The sequence below is a fragment of the Vibrio sp. V08_P9A1T1 genome (assembly GCF_963874405.1).
Taxonomy (GTDB): domain Bacteria; phylum Pseudomonadota; class Gammaproteobacteria; order Enterobacterales; family Vibrionaceae; genus Vibrio; species Vibrio anguillarum.
On sequence record NZ_CAWNIB010000258.1, the window covers coordinates 1 to 20,156 of the forward strand.

The window sequence follows — 20,156 nt, forward strand, 5'->3', positions numbered from 1 at the left end:
CTTTCAGGTTGCATTATCCGCCCGTCAAAAATACGTTGCCCCTTCAAAAGTTGAGACTCCTCACTTTTTGGACGAATAAAATGCATTGCATAATATCGATAAAAACATGCTGGTTAGAACGTTGACTCGCAGCATGTGCATTTTTTCGTGAAGCTTTTCGCTTAGGTCAGCGCTATCACTCTATGAGAGGTTCTTGTGACAGACTTAATCAATTTAATGAATGATTTACTTTGGGGATCCATCCTTGTTTATCTTTTAGTCGGTGTTGGTGTGTACTTCACCGTTCGCCTAGGATTCATTCAATTTCGCCATTTCGGCCACATGTTTAGTGTGTTGAAAAACAGCCGCAAAGCAGATAAAGCCGGTATTTCTTCTTTCCAAGCACTTTGTACTAGCCTTGCTGCGCGTGTTGGTACGGGAAACATGGCTGGTGTGGCCGTTGCTTTAACGGCGGGTGGTCCAGGCGCGATTTTCTGGATGTGGTTGATTGCTATGCTTGGTATGGCGACTTCATTTGCTGAAAGCACGTTGGCTCAGCTATACAAAACCCGTGACAAAGATGGTAACTACCGCGGTGGCCCTGCGTACTATATGGAAAAAGGCCTTGGTATGCGTTGGATGGGTGTCCTGTTTTCCATCTTCCTGATTATTGCTTTTGGCCTAGTATTCAATGCCGTTCAAGCTAATTCAATTGCAGGGGCTATGAAAAATGCTTTTGGATTTGATCCGCTGTATGTCGGTATCTTCATCGTTGCAATTTCGGCTTTCGTCATTTTTGGTGGTATCCGTAAAATTGCGCGTACCGCTGAGTTGATTGTACCTTTCATGGCATTAGCTTATTTAGCGATTGCGATGTTTGTCATGGTCACTAATATAGAAAAGCTACCAGCCGTATTAAGCCTTATTTTCAAAAGTGCATTTGGCCTTCAAGAAGCGGCCGCAGGCGGTTTAGGTTACGCGATTGCTCAAGCCATGATTAACGGTATCAAACGCGGTCTGTTTTCCAATGAAGCGGGTATGGGTTCAGCACCTAATGCAGCGGCTTCTGCAACGCCTTATCCGCCGCATCCTGCTTCTCAAGGTTACGTGCAAATGTTGGGTGTTTTTATTGATACGATTGTGATCTGTTCAGCAACCGTCGCCATTATTTTGATGTCGGGTGAATATGTACCGCACGGTGAAATTACCGGTATCGAGCTGACTCAGCGCGCATTAAGCTCACAAGTGGGCAGTTGGGGTGGGATTTTTGTTGCTTTTGCGATTTTCTTCTTCGCCTTTACTTCAATTATTGCCAACTACTCTTATGCCGAAACGAACCTGATTTTCTTAGAGCACAACAATAAGAAAGGGTTAACGTTGTTCCGTATTGTTTTCCTTGCCATGGTGATGTTTGGCTCATTGGCGACCTTGCCTACCGTATGGGCAATGGCGGATGTCTCGATGGGGTTAATGGCGATTGTTAACTTGGTGGCGATCATTCTGCTCTCTGGCATTGTGATTAAGCTCGCGAAAGATTATAACCGTCAGCTAGCCGCAGGTAAGGTTCCCACCTTCGATGCTAATGATTACCCTGAGTTAAAATCTCAGTTGGAAGATGGCATTTGGTACAACAACAAATAGCCGGTTATCGTTACTGACGATTAAATAGATTGAAAAAGCCATGCAGACACCGCATGGCTTTTTTTGTACTCTGTGAGCCATAAAATAAGAATAGAAAGGAAGGAAAATTATGCTCATCGTTGTTTCCCCAGCCAAGACGTTAGATTACGAATCCCCGTTGGTGACAAGCAAATATACTCAGCCGGAGCTTATTGACCATTCAGCTCAGTTGATCGATGTTTGCCGTCAATTGACTCCTGCCGACATCTCAGCGTTGATGAAAGTGAGCGATAAAATCGCTGGGCTCAACGTGGCTCGCTTTGCGCAGTGGAGCCCAACCTTCACGTTGGATAATGCACGTCCCGCCATTTTGGCGTTTAAAGGGGATGTTTATACAGGATTTGAAGCAGAAACATTATCGGATGCCGGATTTGAACATGCACAACAGCATTTAAGAATGCTCTCTGGCTTGTATGGTGTATTGAAACCACTGGATCTGATGCAACCGTACCGTTTGGAGATGGGCACGAGATTGGGTAACCCGAGGGGGACTAACCTGTACCAGTTTTGGGGGGATATCATTACCGATAAACTCAATCAAGCTCTGAAAGAGCAAGGCGATGATGTGTTGATTAATCTCGCTTCCAACGAGTATTTTAAAGCGGTTAATCCGAAAAAGCTTAAGGGGAGCATCATTACTCCGGTATTTAAGGATTGTAAGAAAGGGCAATACAAAGTCATTAGCTTCTATGCTAAGAAGGCTCGTGGCATGATGGCGCGCTACATTATCGATAAACAAATCTCTTCTGTAGAGCAATTGGCTCAGTTTGACAGTGCTGGCTACTATTTTGTAGAACAGGAGTCATCAGCAACTGAGTTGGTCTTTAAACGCGAAGAGCAGTGATGTAAGAGAGGCGGTTATGTGGCAATGGTTGAAAAAGCAGGTTGCGCGTTATGATCGCTGGTGTGAGAACATGGGTTTAACACCAGATAAAAAACGTAGCTGTGTTCCTTATCGTCAAGATCCTGTTCAGAGTAAAGAACGTGAGCGAGAATAAGAAGCTGCGTTTATTTGATACGCATTGCCATCTCGATTTTCCTATCTTTGAGCGTGAGTTTGAACACCATTTACATTTAGCTCGCCAGCAGGGGGTTGAGAAAATAGTGATTCCCGCCGTTGGTCCAAGTAACTGGCAACGAGTGGCCGAGCTTGCTAACGGTTATCCTGAACTCTATTTTGCTCTCGGGTTCCATCCCTGTTTTTTATCAACCTCTTCCCCTGCGGATATCGACGAGCTTGAGCAAAAGTTACTTCAAAAACCAGCTCAATGCGTGGCTCTGGGGGAGTGTGGCTTAGATTTTACGACGGATATTGCTCCCGCTTTGCAAGAAACAATGTTTGAAATGCAACTAGAGCTTGCGAAACGAGCCAGACTTCCATTGATATTACACAGCCGCAAAGCGCACAACCGCCTTATACAACTGTTAAAAAAACATCAATTTAGCCAAGGTGGAGTGCTGCATGCTTTTTCTGGCAGCGTTCAACAGGCAAACCAGTTTATTGAACTGGGTTTTAAGATTGGCGTGGGTGGTGTTATTACCTATCCAAGAGCCAACAAAACCCGTCTTACTATTGCGGCACTCCCCATCGAAAGTTTAGTGCTAGAAACAGATGCTCCTGATATGCCACTCAATGGTTTTCAAGGGCAAGCGAATCACCCACAAAAACTGCCGATTATCCTGCAAACGCTTGCGTTGCTGAAGAACCAATCAGAGCAAACGGTTGCTGATGTTTTGTGGAAAAACAGCCATTCTCTGTTCTTTCCGGTGTGAATAAATTCGAAATGAAATGTAGGTTTAATGATTCTAGTATCAGTAAATATTGAACGTGCTCACATAAATGAGTGAATGGGCAGTGAATCTTATAAGAAAGTGTGAGGCTGGCATTACTTTATCTTAGTGGTGATGAGTATAATCACCCCGCTTCATGAGCTCCATTTTATAACACGCCAACAATAACCTAATAAGGAAATCATAAACTATGAGCCTGTTTATGAGCCTAGTCGGTATGGCAGTTCTGCTAGGACTTGCAGTTCTACTGTCTGATAACCGCAAAGCTATCAATCTAAGAACAGTGGGTGGCGCTTTTGCTATCCAATTTATTATCGGTGGTTTCGTTCTTTACGTACCATGGGGTCGTGATCTCCTTGCAGGTTTCTCTGCGGGTGTTCAAAACGTCATCGACTTCGGTAAAGACGGTACTGGTTTTCTATTCGGCAGCCTAGTTAACTTTTCAGTTGACGGTATTGGCTTCATCTTTGCTTTCCAAGTTCTACCTACTCTAATCTTCTTCTCGGCACTTATCTCTGTGCTTTACTACATTGGCGTTATGCAATGGGTAATTAAGATTCTAGGTGGTGGTTTACAAAAAGCACTCGGTACCTCTCGTGCGGAATCGATGTCTGCTGCAGCCAACATTTTCGTAGGTCAAACAGAAGCGCCACTCGTGGTTCGTCCGTTTGTACCTAAAATGACTCAATCTGAGCTGTTTGCAGTAATGTGTGGTGGTTTGGCTTCAGTTGCGGGTGGTGTACTTGCTGGTTACGCATCGATGGGTGTGCCGCTAGAGTACCTTGTTGCGGCCTCTTTCATGGCAGCACCGGGTGGTCTACTGTTTGCAAAAATCATCAAACCAGAAACCGATACTCCAGATGAAGAACTGGGTAGCGATATGGATGGCAATGATAAACCTGCCAACGTAATCGATGCTGCTGCAGGTGGTGCTTCTGTTGGTCTGCAACTTGCGTTAAACGTAGGTGCAATGCTACTTGCCTTCGTTGGTCTAATCGCCTTAGTTAACGGTATGCTTGGTGGTGTGGGTGGTTGGTTCGGTATGCCTGAGCTGACTCTAGAACTACTGCTTGGTTGGCTTTTCTCTCCATTAGCATTCCTAATTGGTGTGCCATGGGAAGAAGCAACGCTAGCGGGCTCTTTCATCGGTCAAAAACTGGTTGTAAACGAATTTGTTGCTTATCTAAACTTCGTACCTTACGTGGGTGAGAACGCACAGATCGTTGCTGCTACTGGTGCGGTGATGTCTGAGAAAACTCAAGCTATCATCTCATTTGCACTGTGTGGCTTCGCCAACCTTTCTTCTGTTGCGATTCTACTCGGTGGTTTAGGTGGTCTTGCTCCTAACCGTCGTCACGATATCGCGAAGATGGGTGTAAAAGCCGTTTGTGCTGGTACACTGTCTAACTTAATGGCAGCAACCATTGCTGGCTTCTTCCTTTCTTTCTAATTAAATAAGAGAAAGAGATATAGACGCCGTTTAACATCGCCCCGTAGCAAGAGATTGCTGCGGGGCTTTTTTGTTTTGGCGAAAGGAATACTTTGATTCACTCTTTAGTCGGGTGGTCAGTGTTTATCACCTCAAGCTCTCTTTTATAAGTTAGCTTTTAATGGATAGATCAGAGTTTATCGGTAAACGAGATTATCGTTGACGCTGATCTTTTTTGAGATACAAACCGTTTGCTCTATGAATGACGCTACAGTTTTGTAGTGAAAATCTATACTGTATCAGTGAGATTCATTTTCAATAGAAGAGTGAAGATATCAGCTAGCGCCAATCAATACATGGAGTATGATTTGACGCAAAGGCAGCCCGTTTTATCATGTCGTGTTGCTTTGATATAAATTAGATACGGGTATAAGTTACACACGGATATACGTTAGACACGGCGATGAGTGCAAATAAGCGGCATATCATGGTTGTGCCATAGGCCAAATTGGTACTGTGCGGTGACAGGGATAGCAATTGAAATGCAAGTGCATTTCGAGTCTTCAAGGAACCAAGTCCGTTCATTTGTGGCTAGCAAGCCATCTCGCTCTCAACACTGAGCGTGGTTTACTAGTGAACTATTTGAATATATTGATCGGAGATAGAAATGAGCGATTTAAAAGCAGCCGCACTACGTGCACTGAAATTGATGGATTTGACTACGCTAAACGATGATGACACGGATGCGAAAGTGATTGCCCTTTGTCATGATGCCAAAACGGCTGTAGGTAATACCGCTGCAATTTGTATTTACCCTCGCTTTATTCCTATTGCGAAGAAGACACTTCGTGAGCAAGGCACGCCAGAGATTCGTATCGCAACCGTTACCAACTTCCCACACGGTAATGATGATATTGAGATTGCCGTTGCGGAAACTAAAGCCGCTGTTGCGTACGGTGCTGATGAAGTCGACGTTGTGTTCCCTTACCGCGCATTAATCGCCGGTAATGAGCAAGTCGGTTTTGATCTTGTTAAGCAATGCAAAGCCGCGTGTGGTGACATTCTGCTTAAAGTGATCATCGAAACTGGTGAGCTAAAAGAAGAAGCATTAATCAAAAAAGCGTCTCAAATCTGTATTGAAGCGGGCGCTGATTTCATCAAAACCTCAACGGGCAAAGTCCCTGTGAATGCAACACCAGAATACGCACGTATGATGCTAGAAGTGATTCGCGATATGGGCGTTGCCAAAACTGTAGGCTTTAAACCTGCGGGCGGTGTACGCACAGCGCAAGATGCTGCATTGTATCTCGCGATGGCTGATGAGCTACTTGGCGCAGATTGGGCCGACAGCATGCACTACCGTTTTGGGGCCTCAAGCCTGCTAACCAATCTTTTGAATACATTAGAAGTAACAGACCAAAAAGCCGATCCAGCTGCGTATTAATTATGCGCTGAAGTAGGACTGATAATAATAAGTCTGACTCGTGGAGCTGAGCCATCAGCTCCCGATTACCTCTTTACCTTACTGACCAAAGCATCATGCTTGGGAGGCAACTAATGTACTCAACTCAAACTTTTTTACCTCAAGAAATCATTCGCAAAAAGCGTGACGGCGAGATCCTCACCACCGAAGAAATTAACTTTTTTATTCAAGGTGTGGCGAATAATACCGTCTCTGAAGGCCAAATTGCGGCCTTTGCCATGACGATTTTCTTCAATGAAATGACTATGCCAGAGCGCATTGCACTGACGTGCGCTATGCGTGATTCTGGAATGGTGATCAACTGGGATGCGATGAACTTCGGTGGCCCTATCGTTGATAAACACTCAACTGGCGGCGTAGGCGATGTCACTTCGCTGATGCTTGGCCCCATGGTCGCAGCCTGCGGTGGTTTTGTTCCTATGATTTCAGGGCGCGGCCTTGGTCATACGGGCGGCACGCTGGATAAATTGGAGTCGATTCCCGGTTATAACATCACGCCAAGTAATGACGTATTTGGTCAAGTAACCAAAGAAGCGGGCGTTGCTATCATCGGCCAAACAGGTGATCTCGCGCCAGCGGATAAACGCGTATACGCCACACGTGACATTACCGCAACGGTCGACAATATTTCACTCATCACCGCCTCGATTCTTTCTAAAAAATTAGCCGCTGGGTTAGATTCCTTGGTAATGGATGTCAAAGTCGGTTCTGGCGCATTTATGCCGACTTACGAAGCTTCTGAAGAGTTGGCTAAATCTATCGTCGCAGTGGCTAACGGCGCAGGTACGAAAACCACGGCTATTTTGACGGATATGAACCAAGTGCTGGCCTCTTCGGCAGGTAATGCCCTTGAAGTGCGTGAAGCGGTACGCTTTTTAACTGGTGAATATCGCAACCCTCGTTTACTGGAAATTACCTTGGCCTCTTGCGTTGAGATGTTGTTGTTAGGCAATTTAGCAAAAGACAGCAATGATGCTCGTGCGAAACTGATGTCCGTTCTTAATAACGGAAAAGCGGCTGAATGCTTTGGCAAAATGGTCAAAGGCTTAGGCGGCCCCGCTGATTTTGTTGAAAATTACGATCACTATCTTGAAAAAACCGAGCTGGTTAAGCCCGTTTACGCTCTAGAAAGTGGCGTCGTATCGGCAATGGATACTCGCGCGATTGGCATGGCCGTGGTGGAGATGGGCGGTGGACGCCGCGTCGCAACTGACACTATTGATTACGCGGTTGGGTTTGACCAATTTATTCGCCTAGGTGACGTTGCCGATAGCAGCAAGCCGTTGGCGGTGATCCATGCGCGTAATGAAGCGCAATGGCAACAAGCGGCCAAAGCATTACAAAGCGCCATTCAAATTGGCGGAGAATACACACCAACACCCGATGTCTACGGCCAAATTCGCGCAGAAGACGTATAAAAATATCGGTTGGAGAGAGCAATGAAAAGAGCATTTATTTTAGTATTAGATTCATTTGGTATCGGCGAAACCGCTGATGCACCACAATTTGGTGATGTTGGCGCTGACACTTTGGGCCACATCGCAGACCAATGTGCTAAAGGCGAAGCGAATAACGCGGATCGCCAGGGCCCATTGACGCTGCCAAACTTATCGAAACTGGGGCTTGCCATGGCGCATAAAGAGTCAACGGGGCGTTTTGCTCCGGGGCTTGATGCCAACGCTGATATTATCGGTGCGTACGGCCACGCCGCTGAGCTTTCATCAGGTAAAGATACTCCTTCGGGTCACTGGGAAATTGCTGGTGTTCCTGTGCTGTTTGAATGGGGTTATTTCAGCGATAAGCAAAATAGTTTCCCGAAAGAGCTGACAGATCGCATTATTGAACGCGCAGGTTTGGATGGTTTTCTTGGTAACTGCCATGCATCAGGCACTCAGGTTTTAGATGATTTGGGTGAAGAGCACATGAAAACGGGTAAACCGATTTTCTATACCTCAGCTGACTCAGTGTTCCAAATAGCTTGTCACGAAGAGACGTTTGGTCTTGATCGTTTGTTAGAACTTTGCCAGATCGCACGTGAAGAATTGGCGGATTACAACATTGGCCGCGTGATTGCGCGCCCGTTCATTGGCCCGAAAGCGGGAGAATTTGCTCGTACTGGCAACCGTCGTGATTTATCCGTTGAGCCGCCAGCGGCGACCGTGCTGCAAAAGTTGGTTGATGAGAAGCAAGGTAACGTGGTTTCTATTGGTAAAATTGCCGATATTTACGCCTACTGCGGCATCACTCATAAAGTCAAAGCGACAGGCATCCCGGCTTTATTTGATGCAACACTAGAACAAATCAAACAAGCGAAAGATAACACCATCGTCTTCACTAACTTCGTTGATTTTGATTCCGCTTATGGTCATCGCCGTGATGTAGCGGGCTACGCTGCGGCACTGGAGTACTTTGACAAGCGTCTGCCACAAGTGCTTGAGTTAATGGAAGAGGACGATGTACTTATTCTTACAGCGGACCATGGTTGCGATCCAACTTGGCCGGGTACGGATCATACGCGTGAGCATATTCCAGTCTTGATTTATGGGCATAAAGTGGCCCCCGGTTCATTGGGCCGCCGTGAGACGTTTGCTGATATTGGCCAGTCACTGGCGCACTATTTCGGTACGTCTGCGATGGATTACGGCACCAATTTCTTACAGTAAGCGTAGCGATTCATTTTTTGAGGATGAATAGAGAGATCACTCTCTATTCTTTGGTCAATTTAGATAAAGGATACTTTTAATGGCAACTCCACATATTAATGCTGAAATGGGTGCATTTGCAGACGTCGTTTTAATGCCGGGTGACCCACTTCGCGCAAAATACATCGCAGAAACTTTCCTTGATGATGTGGTTCAAGTGTGTGATGTCCGTAACATGTTTGGTTATACAGGCACGTACAAAGGTCGTAAAATTTCGGTAATGGGCCATGGCATGGGGATCCCTTCATGCTCAATTTACGTGACGGAACTTATCAAAGATTTTGGCGTGAAAAAAGTGATCCGTGTCGGGAGCTGTGGTGCGGTCAGCGACGATATCAAAGTGCGTGATGTTGTTATTGGTATGGGGGCTTGTACCGATTCCAAAGTTAACCGCATCCGTTTTAAAGACCATGACTTTGCTGCGATTGCCGATTACAAAATGGTTAAAGCCGCAGAAGAAGCGGCTACGGCGCGTGGTATTAACGTGAAAGTGGGTAACTTGTTCTCCGCAGAGCTTTTCTACACGCCAGATCCAGAGATGTTCGATGTGATGGATAAATACGGCATTGTTGGTGTAGAAATGGAAGCGGCGGGAATCTACGGCGTAGCGGCGGAATATGGCGCAAAAGCACTGACGATTTGCACTGTGTCTGATCACATCAAAACTGGCGAGCAAACGACGTCAGAAGAGCGTCAAAACACTTTCAATGAAATGATTGAAATTGCGTTAGATTCAGTATTGATTGGCGACGCTCAATAATCTTCTTTTATAAAAAAACCTCAGTGTCGCAACTGAGGTTTTTTTATTTACAAAGCCTGCTAGGTCATATCATCCACATTCTGTAGCAGCAGGTTCTCTCCACCACTCTTTGGCTTTCGGCGCAGCAGTAGCAGCGTGAGCAATACACCGCTGACAAAGCTGGTTAGCAGCATGAGATACATGTAGCGATCACTTTTACGATAGTGGTGATCTGAAATCGCGGTGACGCGGCCAGTTTCAAAAGTAATGCGGATAAAACCAATAATACTGCTTTCATGATAGACAGGCTCAACCAGTTGCTGACGGCCAATGCTGGCCGTGCGCAGTGGTGTATCCAATCCTAATACTTCGCGTACGCTTAACGCGTTATCGCTGGCGGCTAATTTGACCCCTTCGGAATCATAAATGGTGGCATCAAACACCAGTTTATCTTGAGCTAACTGGTTGGTAAGGGCTAGCAGGCGCTCTTGATCTTGCTCTGATATCATGCTGCCCGCAGATAATGATGCCTGTGAAATCAAAACCTTAGTTAATGTTTCTAGTTGGTTGGCCTGAATTCGTTCGTTACCTTTACTGATCACAACGCTGTTTTTTACGGTAAAGAAGAACATGCCTGCTAATAAAATGACGGTAAGCACACGAATTGCGACGCGAAATGAAAATAAAGAGCCGTCCATAACCCACCTGATTGGATAAATAAAAACTTTACTCATATTGAGACTTGCGTTTTTAAATTGCAATAGGGTAACGTCAGGGGCATACACCCATTTATTGATACTCGAGCATTGAATCGAGTTGATCCCATTTTGCTTGTGGTGCGTTTAAGCAGGCTGAAGGAAAAGGATTGATTAAGGAATGATAAACATGGATGCCCTCAAAACATTGCCGATCAAAAGGCACACAACGCTGCTCAACCGCTTGCCTGAAACTCGTTTCTCTTCACAATTTGACAAAGCAAAAGCAAGTTGGATTGTTTTTGCACCTTATCTCTCCACTCAACATTTTGATGATATTGACTTTTTTACCGGTTACTACAACGCTGTCCTCGATATGTGGAAAGTGGGGCATTATGAAGTGGCGCTGATGTCAGGTGAGCTGACGACAGAGCACGAGAAAATTTTACAAGGGCTCGAAATTGATTATGCCCGTTTGTGTGAAGTACCAGACCTTTCTAAACCGGGTTTGATTGTGATGGATATGGACTCCACGGCGATTCAAATTGAATGCATTGATGAGATAGCTAAGTTAGCGGGTGTCGGAGAGGAGGTAGCCGAAGTCACTGAGCGAGCGATGCAAGGTGAATTGGATTTTGAGCAAAGCTTGCGTCAGCGGGTTGGCAAACTTGCTGGTGCCGATGAGTCGATTCTTGAAGCGGTTCGCTCTACATTACCCATGATGCCCGATTTACGTGAACTGGTAGCAACACTGCATGCATTGGGGTGGAAAACGGCGATTGCATCCGGTGGCTTTACCTATTTTTCAGATTATTTAAAAAGCGAACTGCAACTTGATCATGCGCAATCCAATACGTTGGAAATTGTTGATGGCAAGCTTACTGGTCAAGTACTAGGTGATGTCGTTTCGGCACAAACCAAAGCCGATATTTTGGTTGAGTTAGCACAACGTTATGAGATTGAATTGCACAATACTGTCGCGGTTGGCGATGGGGCGAATGATTTAGTTATGATGGCTGCAGCGGGGTTAGGCGTTGCTTATCATGCTAAACCTAAAGTTGAAGAAAAAGCACAAGCGGCGGTCCGTTTTGCAGGCCTTGGTGGCGTGCTCTGTATTCTCTCTGCCTCATTGGTGAAGCAGCAAAAACTCAGTTGGAAAGTGAAGCCTTAAGTAAAGCTCAACAGCAAGAGATAAGAGAGTGAGCGATGCCCACTCTCTCTTTTACCCATACTCTCTTTTACAAAAGTCAGTCGCTTTTACAAGGTCAGCTCTAAGCGAATCAATACTTCTTCTGTAATATCGATCACCTCTCCATAACCAATGATCGAGGTGATCTCTTTTTCTAGCGTACGAGCGTGATGAAGACTAATTTGTGCCAACTCATTGAGATCACTGCGCAGCAGCGTAGTGATTGGGTCAAAGACGGGTGCACTGCAAATCCTCAAGATGTAAATTTCACCCATGTGCTGCGCTTTTTGAATGAAATCAATACGCTCTTTAGTGTTTTCAAAATCACTTAATAATTTCGATTGGATTGATTGAATACGCGTGCCAAATTTGATTGCCGCAATATAAACGTCGTGATATTGCGGTATCGCTCCTTCAATGCGCCGCATCGGTTTAGCCAGTAGAGTATTGGTGTGACCTTTGAATATTGGCTCTAACGTGATGCGATTTTCTTGGCCTAATTTAGCCAGTAACACCAGATGAGGCGGCAAGGGATAATTCACGCCAATCACTTTAGGGCGTAAATTTGCACCGTGTTTATCAACGAAAATTGGCGAACTTATCATCTTATCAAGCAAAATGTTGTGCAACCCTTCCAGCAAGTTATGACTTGGTAGCACTTCTTCTTTCTGTAACAACTTATCTTGATTGTTTTCAATAATGCTATTGAAAAAAGCGATTGTTTTGATGGTATGTATATTTTCTTCTATCACCAATTGTAGACGCCGACCTTCGGGCCCAATACGAATTACATTATAGGGAAGGCTATGCAGTGGCAGCTTTTTGTCGTAAAGCTGTAATTCGTGGTAATTGATGGTGACGTTATCGCCTGCTTTCACGGGCAGTGGTGTATCCACAATAATACTTAAACCACGTTTGGATAAATCAATCGTGTGGCCAGTTGCATTTACCCCAGATCCTGAAGTGATAGTCAGCGGTGTCTTGAATTGGTAACGAGGCTCTTTTCTACGCGAGCGAGCATCAAAATAAATGCCTGTAGGTTGACCAATGATCTGCCTTGGATGACGAAATTTATTGAGTTCGCTATTGGGTAAATTGGGTTTGTCAGTCAATAGGTAATCTTTTGCCGAATCCTCATCGCCAATTTCTTGTAAAACGCCACAGTGCGTTAAGTGGCTTGAGCGATCTGACAATTCATGGGCATGAACCGCAAGTTCTTGACGCTCTTCATCCGAGAGTTCAAAGACAAATAAGCGAAACGCTTTCCAACTTTGTCGACGAGCGCCAACATGCCAAAACATTTTTCTTTGTTCACGGTTAGCCTCTGGCATCATCATTGAAAAAAAGAGCGTTTTTTCCTGATGTTCATGCTTGAAAGCATAAAGCACATTATTGCTACCCCGCATCCCCGGCTTGGTTAACTGTTCCATCCGCTCTTTATTGAATAACGAACCGAGTGCTTGTTGATTACGCTCGTCGTGCCAGTATTGCCAGATCGGTTGGTTATTTTCAGTCAGTAGCACCAACTTCAATTCACTGCCACTAAAAAACACTGGTAAGTTACAGGTGTGTTTTAAATAGGTGTGCTCGTAACCACGGGTTCGAGCTCGGATGAGTTTATCTTGGTTATCGTGGCGCGCTTTTTGAGTGTTATTTTGCAGCGATTCAGTAATCACTTTTTCGATGATGTTAGTGTCGGAAAGTTTTAGCGTACGCAGAAATTTCACGGCATCGTTATCGTAAGACTCATCAATACCTAAAATACGATATTCAATGGCGTGGTGCAGTCCAACCACTTCTGACGTTTTGTTGAGTTCGGAAAAATAGACTTTGATCACCTCACCGAGCTTGTAGTTAAAAGCGGCGGGAACTTTAAATTTTGCACCCGAAACGGATAGATCAACACTGAGGCCATTGACCAGCTGTTTACTAGGTAGGTGAATCTCAACTTGTGAGGTGACTTTTAAGCGATTTTCTTGACGCTTGAGATCATAACCAAGCTTAATTGGCTCAGCCTCAAAAAACGTACTGCCACCACCGTCTTTTTGTGGGTTTTGGGCACCACGTTGTTGCATCACACGGAAGTTGTTTGGCGTATTGTTTAATGCTTCCCATACACCTTCCGTGTACGCACCAAATTTTTTGACCCCTTTGTGATACGCGTTAAAGGCCACATCGTCGAACCAATGTTTGCGGCCATCTAATTCATATTCTCGGCATTCCCCTTGTACCCGACCTCGCAAGTCAATACTTTTAACACAAGGAGCCATGATGCGATTGAGCTCCATTTTGACCAGTAATTTTGCCGACGGTGATTCATCTTCTGTCATTTGTGAAAGAAGGTATTCAAAATCAGGTAAACGGTAAGCTGGGATCAAACGCTCTGCGATTGATAGAATTTCAGATTGCTGCATACTTTTCTGTTAGAGTGTCCGTCTCAAAGATTAATCGGCATCGTTATCATAATCTTTAGTTATCTGTTGCGAAGGTTCAACCTTTATTTAAACGTAAATCAACCTATATCACTTCATGATTACTTAACAGTTTAATCTTTAAGCTTGAAAAGTATAGGTTACCAACAAGAAACAGGAATTGTTGAGGAAGCATGGCAAAAGCAAAACGCGCCTATGTATGTAATGATTGCGGCGCAGATTTTCCGCGTTGGCAAGGTCAATGTAGTGCTTGTGGTGCATGGAATACTATCACCGAAGTACGCTTGGCAGCATCGCCGCAGGTTGCACGTAATGAGCGACTAGGTGGTTACGCTGGGGCGGTAACGGAATCACAAGTCCAAGTGCTGTCGGATATTAATCTGCAGGAAGTCCCACGGTTTTCTAGCGGCTTTAAAGAGTTGGACCGTGTATTGGGTGGTGGTGTCGTACCCGGCGCGGCGATTTTAATCGGTGGTAACCCTGGCGCTGGGAAATCGACTTTATTGCTGCAAACCATGTGTCAGCTCGCGGCGTCAATGCCTGCTTTGTATGTCACGGGTGAAGAATCGCTTCAGCAAGTCGCGATGCGAGCCTCACGTCTTGGTTTACCTAAAGATAAGCTTAAAATGCTGTCGGAAACCAATGTAGATCGCATTTGCCAAATCGCTGAAAAAGAGCAGCCCCGCATCATGGTCATAGACTCAATTCAAGTGATGCATGTGGCCGACGTCCAATCCTCTCCCGGTACGGTGGCACAAGTGCGCGAGTCTGCGACAACGCTCACACGCTATGCTAAGCAAAACAACGTTGCCGTATTTTTAGTCGGACACGTTACTAAAGACGGTTCTTTGGCTGGTCCAAAAGTGCTAGAGCATATTATTGACTGCTCGGTATTGCTCGACGGAGGGACTGATAGTCGTTTTCGTACATTGCGCAGTCACAAGAACCGATTTGGTGCGGTCAATGAACTCGGCGTTTTTGCCATGACGGGACAGGGCTTGCGTGAAGTGAGTAATCCTTCTGCCATTTTCCTTTCGCGAGGCGAAGAAGATACTTCGGGCAGTTCGGTGATGGTCGTATGGGAAGGAACGCGTCCACTGCTAGTGGAGATCCAAGCACTGGTTGACTATTCACAATTAGCAAACCCAAGGCGAGTCGCCGTTGGGCTTGAGCAAAATCGCTTATCTTTATTATTGGCTGTGCTTCACAAGCACGGTGGCTTACAAATGTCCGATCAAGATGTGTTTGTTAATGTGGTTGGTGGCGTTAAAGTGACGGAAACAAGCGCCGACTTAGCACTTCTCATGGCACTGCTTTCAAGCTTCAGAGATAAACCACTTGCTAAAGATGTTGTCGTGTTTGGCGAAGTCGGTTTGGCCGGAGAAATTCGCCCAGTACCTAGTGGTCAAGAGCGATTAAATGAAGCATTTAAACATGGTTTTAAGAAAGCAATTATTCCGATGGCGAATATGCCTAAAGGTGGAATACCTGGCATGCAATTGCACGGTGTGAAGAAATTATCTGAAGCAATTGAAGCATTTGATGAGTTATAAATCTTAATTAAACTCGCCTCTTTTACGGTTATGACCTATATTTCACCGACAGTTCGTAACCGTACTATATTTTTTTTCAAGCAAGCGTATGCAAGGGTATCAGTCTTGACAGATTGTGATATACTCTGCGCGCACTTTATACCTTATTAACAGAGTAAGACAATGGCAGATTTATCAAAATACAGAAACATTGGTATTTTCGCGCACGTTGATGCCGGTAAAACCACTACCACTGAGCGTATTCTTAAGCTTACTGGTAAAATCCACCGTACAGGTGAAGTACACGATGGCGCTTCTACCATGGATTTCATGGATCAAGAAGCTGAACGCGGTATCACAATTCAATCAGCAGCGACGACTTGTTTCTGGAAAGATCACCGTTTTAACGTTATCGATACTCCTGGGCACGTTGACTTCACAGTTGAAGTTTACCGTTCTCTGAAAGTTCTTGATGGCGGTGTTGGTGTATTCTGTGGTTCTGGCGGTGTTGAACCTCAGTCAGAAACTAACTGGCGTTACGCGAACGATTCAGAAGTTGCTCGTCTGATCTTCGTAAACAAACTAGACCGTATGGGTGCAGACTTCTTCCGCGTTGTAGGACAAGTGAAGAAAGTTCTTGGCGCAAACCCACTTGTTATGACTCTTCCAATTGGTCGTGAAGACGAATTCGTTGGCGTTGTTGACGTATTAAACCGTCAAGCTTACGTTTGGGATGATTCAGGTCAGCCAGAAAACTACGAAATCAAAGAAATTCCAGCAGACATGGTAGAGCAAGTTGAAGAATACCGTGAAATGCTAATCGAAACTGCAGTAGAGCAAGACGACGAGCTAATGATGGCTTATATGGAAGGCGAAGAGCCAACTATTGAGCAACTAAAAGCTTGTATCCGTAAGGGTACTCGTGAATTAGCGTTCTTCCCTACATTCTGTGGTTCAGCATTCAAAAACAAAGGCATGCAACTTCTACTAGATGCCGTTGTTGATTATCTTCCAGCTCCAGCTGAAGTTGTACCTCAAGATCTGACTGATCCTGAAACAGGTGAGCCTACTGGTAAAGTTGCAACAGTTTCTGTTGACGAACCATTCCGCGCACTTGCATTCAAGATCATGGATGACCGTTTTGGTGCCCTAACGTTTATCCGTATTTATTCTGGTAAACTGAAGAAAGGTGACACCATTCTTAACAGTGCTACTGGTAAGACTGAGCGTATTGGCCGTATGGTTGAGATGCACGCGAACGATCGTAACGAACTTGATTCCGCTCAAGCGGGTGATATCATCGCTATCGTTGGTATGAAAAACGTGAAAACTGGTCACACTCTATGTGATCCTAAACACGAATGTACTCTTGAGCCAATGATTTTCCCAACGCCTGTAATCTCTATCGCTGTTGCTCCTAAAGACAAAGGCGGTTCTGAGAAGCTAGGTATTGCGCTAGGTAAAATGGTTTCAGAAGATCCATCATTCCAAGTTGAGTCTGATGAAGAAACTGGCGAAACCATCCTAAAAGGTATGGGTGAACTTCACCTAGATATCAAAGTTGATATCCTTAAGCGTACACACGGCATTGATCTTATCGTTGGTGCTCCTCAAGTTGCTTACCGTGAAACTATCACTAAAGCAATTGAAGACAGCTATACGCATAAGAAACAGTCTGGTGGTTCTGGTCAGTTCGGTAAGATCGACTACCGTATCAAACCAGGTGAGCCAAATTCAGGTTTCACGTTCAAATCAGTAGTTGTTGGTGGTAACGTACCTAAAGAATTCTGGCCTGCGGTAGAGAAAGGCTTTAAGTCTATGATGGACCAAGGTGTTCTTGCTGGGTTCCCTGTACTAGACGTTGAAGTTGAACTGTTCGACGGTGGCTTCCACGCAGTTGACTCATCTGCAATCGCATTTGAAATCGCAGCGAAAGGTGCATTCCGTCAATCTATGCCTAAAGCTGGCGCTCAACTTCTAGAGCCAATTATGCACGTTGACGTGTTTACTCCAGAAGATCACGTTGGTGATGTTATCGGTGACCTTAACCGTCGTCGTGGCATGATTAAAGATCAAGAAGCTGGCGTAACAGGTGTACGTATTAAAGCGAACGTTCCTCTATCTGAAATGTTTGGTTATATCGGTCACCTACGTACAATGACATCTGGTCGTGGTCAGTTCTCTATGGAGTTCTCACACTACGCTGCATGTCCTGCAAACGTTGCAGAGCAAGTTATTGCTGACGTTAAAGCACGTAAAGAAGCAGATAAGAAGTAATTCTTAAAAGCTAAGCTGAACGTAAAAAGCCCCACCAGTGAAAGCTGGTGGGGCTTTTTTATGTAACAACGAAATAGAAAAGGGCATAAAAACCGATAAAAGCAGAACCGATAAAAGTGGAAACTGCCGGGCGAAGGTAGTTTATGCCACTCAATTCATATCGTTTAGTTAGCCCTTAAGGTTGATATAGATTTCTTCAACTTTAATACGTGCCCATTCAGTTTTACGTAAAAACTTCAAGCTTGATTTAATACTCGGATCCTTTTTAAAGCAGTTAATATTGACCATGTAGCTGAGCTCTTCCCAGCCATAGTATTCAACGAGATCCGTGAGTAGTTTTTCTAAAGTGACCCCATGCAGCGGGTTATTATCTTGTGTCATGATTCAATTATTCAATAGCGTTATTTAAGCTAAGTATAGCAGGCACAGGAGTTAAATTAGGACAAAATATTAGGCAATATAGGAGGTTGTTAGTGTGAAAACTTGGTGTATTGGCAGGTTAGAGGCTAAGTCCAACCTGCTCAATTAGAATGGATTACTCTTCCCAAACAACCAGTTGTCCTTTTGGCCAATTGTGCCCCATTTCATGATATTTCTGTTCTAATAGATGCCGCTTGATTTTTAAGGTAGGAGTGAGGACACCATTTTCGATTGACCATGGCTCCTTTATCATTAGCACGCCTTTGATTTGCTCATGCGATTCCAATTCCTCATTCATCCGCTTAATGACTTTTTGAGTAGTACGCTCATAACGAACGCGATCAAAATGAGGGAAATTATGTGGAACAACTAGCAAAATAGGGGCGGGAAGCCCTAAGCCAATCAGACACATCATCTCGACTCGAGTGTATTCGAACAGTTTATTTTCGATAGGTACGGGAGCCACAAACTTGCCTTTGGCTGTTTTAAAGGTGTCCTTTTTGCGCCCTTGAATGGTGAGATAACCTTCAGCATCAATAAAACCGATATCGCCAGTATGTAGCCATCCTTCTTTATCAAATGACTCTTGAGTTGCAATGTCATTTTTATAATAGCCAGAAAATAGTCCTTGGCCACGCACCATAATCTCATGATCATTATTAGCGATTTTAAGTTCGATTCCTGGGCCTGCTCGTCCAACCGACCCCAATTTGTCGGCTCTAAACGGGTAGTTCAGGGTGCTATAAGCAAAAGATTCTGTCATGCCCCAAGCTTCGGTAATGTTTAGCCCAATTTGGTGATACCACTCTAATAACGCCGGTGATACGGGAGCCGAGCCACAACCAAGCACACGTGCTTGATCAAGCCCTAAGCCATCAGCAAGTTTCTTCTTAATCAGCGTGCTTACAAAAGGGATCTTTAGCAGAAAATTGAGCTTTTTCTGCGGTAATTTATCTTGAATGCGTTGCTGAAATAGAGTCCATAACCTTGGTACTGAGATAAAGAGCGTCGGGCGCTGCATTTTGACATCTTCAATAAAGGTGTCTAATGATTCAGGGAAAGCCGTTTGTACCCCACCCATGATGGAAGAGCCAAAAATATAAACACGTTCAGTAATATGAGCTAAAGGGAGGTAGGAAAATAAACGGTCGTTTTCTTGAATGCCAATGTGGTTTATAAGCTGTTGAGCTGACCAGCTAAATGCACCGTAGGTCAGCATAGCCCCTTTAGGCAAGCCCGACGTACCCGATGTATAGACTAAAGACATCAACTTATTGTCATGATGTACAGGGCGTTCTGTGCTTGGCGGATAGTGCTCAATCAATTTTGTAAACAGGTGATCGCAAGTGGGAGCAGAATCATAGGGTAGCGCAATACTGATGATATCTGGTAAATGGCTCAATACTTGTTGGGTTGCTTGGCCGTTATCGAGTTTACCCACAATGACTATTTTTGTTTCGCTATGGGTGAGGCAGTATTCGATGGTATCGGCGCCAGCTGTTGGAAAAATGGGAACACTGACAAAGTCGCCGAGCATCATTGCGAGATCACACACAAACCATTCAGCGCAGTTTTTGGAAATGAGTGCAATTTTATCTTGGGGTTTTGCCCCTAGCGCTTGTAGCGCCGAGGCGAGCCTGAGTGCTTTGTCGGCCACTTCAGCATAGGTGTATTCAACAAATTTTCGGTTAATAATTTGTCTTAAATAAACTTGGTTGGGGCGTTCCGCTGCCCATTTCAAGATCATTTCATTCGGTGGTGGGAGAGCACAAGTTGCTTTGCTTAACTCGTTAGGCTGAATCATTCTC

The 20,156-nt window shown here is 44.8% G+C and carries 16 protein-coding genes; 12 read left to right on the forward strand and 4 right to left on the reverse strand.

Features of this window, described 5'->3' with window-relative positions; all coding sequences use genetic code 11:
• The first annotated feature begins 195 nt into the window (after window positions 1-195).
• The 9 genes from AACT21_RS11540 to deoD all read left to right on the forward strand — a co-directional run bounded on the left by AACT21_RS11540 (window position 196) and on the right by deoD (window position 9,824).
• Window positions 196-1,620: an alanine/glycine:cation symporter family protein gene (locus tag AACT21_RS11540; protein WP_013856119.1), complete on the forward strand. Its 1,425-nt coding sequence runs from the start codon at window positions 196-198 to the stop codon at window positions 1,618-1,620.
• A gap of 109 nt (window positions 1,621-1,729) precedes the next feature.
• Entirely contained in the window at window positions 1,730-2,503 is a 774-nt protein-coding gene (gene yaaA, locus AACT21_RS11545; protein WP_026027382.1) for a peroxide stress protein YaaA, read from the forward strand.
• A gap of 16 nt (window positions 2,504-2,519) precedes the next feature.
• On the forward strand, window positions 2,520-2,657 hold the full coding sequence (locus AACT21_RS11550; RefSeq protein WP_013856121.1) for a DUF5363 family protein: 138 nt from the start codon (window positions 2,520-2,522) through the stop codon (window positions 2,655-2,657).
• On the forward strand, window positions 2,644-3,432 hold the full coding sequence (locus tag AACT21_RS11555) for a TatD family hydrolase (protein ID WP_094125663.1): 789 nt from the start codon (window positions 2,644-2,646) through the stop codon (window positions 3,430-3,432). The genes AACT21_RS11550 and AACT21_RS11555 overlap by 14 nt, the downstream gene beginning before the upstream one ends.
• A gap of 208 nt (window positions 3,433-3,640) precedes the next feature.
• Window positions 3,641-4,900 (forward strand): NupC/NupG family nucleoside CNT transporter, encoded by a 1,260-nt coding sequence (locus AACT21_RS11560; RefSeq protein WP_013856123.1) that lies wholly within the window; start codon window positions 3,641-3,643, stop codon window positions 4,898-4,900.
• 646 nt (window positions 4,901-5,546) lie between these two features.
• Entirely contained in the window at window positions 5,547-6,323 is a 777-nt protein-coding gene (gene deoC / locus AACT21_RS11565; RefSeq protein ID WP_013856124.1) for a deoxyribose-phosphate aldolase, read from the forward strand.
• Window positions 6,324-6,418: 95 nt separating this feature from the next.
• Window positions 6,419-7,780 carry a thymidine phosphorylase gene (gene deoA / locus AACT21_RS11570; RefSeq protein ID WP_017043061.1) on the forward strand — a complete coding sequence of 454 codons (1,362 nt, stop codon included), beginning with the start codon at window positions 6,419-6,421 and terminating at the stop codon, window positions 7,778-7,780.
• Window positions 7,781-7,801: 21 nt separating this feature from the next.
• Entirely contained in the window at window positions 7,802-9,025 is a 1,224-nt protein-coding gene (locus tag AACT21_RS11575) for a phosphopentomutase (protein WP_026027379.1), read from the forward strand.
• Window positions 9,026-9,104: 79 nt separating this feature from the next.
• On the forward strand, window positions 9,105-9,824 hold the full coding sequence (gene deoD, locus AACT21_RS11580) for a purine-nucleoside phosphorylase (RefSeq protein ID WP_013856127.1): 720 nt from the start codon (window positions 9,105-9,107) through the stop codon (window positions 9,822-9,824).
• A gap of 59 nt (window positions 9,825-9,883) precedes the next feature.
• Here the strand turns inward: deoD and AACT21_RS11585 are convergent, their stop codons facing one another.
• A complete protein-coding gene (locus AACT21_RS11585) occupies window positions 9,884-10,501 on the reverse strand; it encodes a YtjB family periplasmic protein (protein WP_026027378.1) in 618 nt (205 codons plus the stop codon).
• A gap of 187 nt (window positions 10,502-10,688) precedes the next feature.
• On the opposite strand from AACT21_RS11585, the gene serB reads away from it, so the two are divergent.
• Complete coding sequence (gene serB / locus AACT21_RS11590; protein WP_026027962.1) at window positions 10,689-11,669, forward strand: phosphoserine phosphatase; 981 nt, start codon at window positions 10,689-10,691, stop codon at window positions 11,667-11,669.
• Window positions 11,670-11,755: 86 nt separating this feature from the next.
• On the opposite strand, the gene AACT21_RS11595 is transcribed toward serB, so the two are convergent.
• Window positions 11,756-14,101 carry a PilZ domain-containing protein gene (locus AACT21_RS11595; protein ID WP_019282345.1) on the reverse strand — a complete coding sequence of 782 codons (2,346 nt, stop codon included), beginning with the start codon at window positions 14,099-14,101 and terminating at the stop codon, window positions 11,756-11,758.
• A 191-nt stretch (window positions 14,102-14,292) separates the two neighbouring features.
• Here AACT21_RS11595 and radA point away from each other — a divergent pair, with 191 nt between their 5' ends.
• Window positions 14,293-15,672, forward strand: a complete 1,380-nt coding sequence (gene radA / locus AACT21_RS11600) for a DNA repair protein RadA (protein ID WP_013856131.1) — start codon at window positions 14,293-14,295, stop codon at window positions 15,670-15,672.
• A gap of 162 nt (window positions 15,673-15,834) precedes the next feature.
• Window positions 15,835-17,928 carry an elongation factor G gene (gene fusA, locus AACT21_RS11605; RefSeq protein ID WP_017043055.1) on the forward strand — a complete coding sequence of 698 codons (2,094 nt, stop codon included), beginning with the start codon at window positions 15,835-15,837 and terminating at the stop codon, window positions 17,926-17,928.
• Window positions 17,929-18,096: 168 nt separating this feature from the next.
• Here the strand turns inward: fusA and AACT21_RS11610 are convergent, their stop codons facing one another.
• Both AACT21_RS11610 and AACT21_RS11615 read right to left on the reverse strand, forming a co-directional pair.
• Window positions 18,097-18,309 (reverse strand): VF530 family protein, encoded by a 213-nt coding sequence (locus AACT21_RS11610; RefSeq protein WP_013856133.1) that lies wholly within the window; start codon window positions 18,307-18,309, stop codon window positions 18,097-18,099.
• Between the two features lie 154 nt (window positions 18,310-18,463).
• Window positions 18,464-20,152, reverse strand: coding sequence for an AMP-binding protein (locus AACT21_RS11615; RefSeq protein ID WP_094163535.1), 1,689 nt, complete (start codon window positions 20,150-20,152; stop codon window positions 18,464-18,466).
• Window positions 20,153-20,156: the final 4 nt, after the last annotated feature.

Coding starts and splice junctions, on each gene's coding strand:
- radA (WP_013856131.1), top strand. CDS start 14,293: ATGGCAAAAGCAAAACGCGCCTATGTATGTAATGATTGCGGCGCAGAT.
- deoC (WP_013856124.1), top strand. CDS start 5,547: ATGAGCGATTTAAAAGCAGCCGCACTACGTGCACTGAAATTGATGGAT.
- AACT21_RS11550 (WP_013856121.1), top strand. CDS start 2,520: ATGTGGCAATGGTTGAAAAAGCAGGTTGCGCGTTATGATCGCTGGTGT.
- AACT21_RS11575 (WP_026027379.1), top strand. CDS start 7,802: ATGAAAAGAGCATTTATTTTAGTATTAGATTCATTTGGTATCGGCGAA.
- serB (WP_026027962.1), top strand. CDS start 10,689: ATGGATGCCCTCAAAACATTGCCGATCAAAAGGCACACAACGCTGCTC.
- AACT21_RS11615 (WP_094163535.1), bottom strand. CDS start 20,152: ATGATTCAGCCTAACGAGTTAAGCAAAGCAACTTGTGCTCTCCCACCA.
- deoD (WP_013856127.1), top strand. CDS start 9,105: ATGGCAACTCCACATATTAATGCTGAAATGGGTGCATTTGCAGACGTC.
- AACT21_RS11610 (WP_013856133.1), bottom strand. CDS start 18,309: ATGACACAAGATAATAACCCGCTGCATGGGGTCACTTTAGAAAAACTA.
- yaaA (WP_026027382.1), top strand. CDS start 1,730: ATGCTCATCGTTGTTTCCCCAGCCAAGACGTTAGATTACGAATCCCCG.
- AACT21_RS11595 (WP_019282345.1), bottom strand. CDS start 14,101: ATGCAGCAATCTGAAATTCTATCAATCGCAGAGCGTTTGATCCCAGCT.
- AACT21_RS11560 (WP_013856123.1), top strand. CDS start 3,641: ATGAGCCTGTTTATGAGCCTAGTCGGTATGGCAGTTCTGCTAGGACTT.
- AACT21_RS11585 (WP_026027378.1), bottom strand. CDS start 10,501: ATGGACGGCTCTTTATTTTCATTTCGCGTCGCAATTCGTGTGCTTACC.
- fusA (WP_017043055.1), top strand. CDS start 15,835: ATGGCAGATTTATCAAAATACAGAAACATTGGTATTTTCGCGCACGTT.
- deoA (WP_017043061.1), top strand. CDS start 6,419: ATGCTTGGGAGGCAACTAATGTACTCAACTCAAACTTTTTTACCTCAA.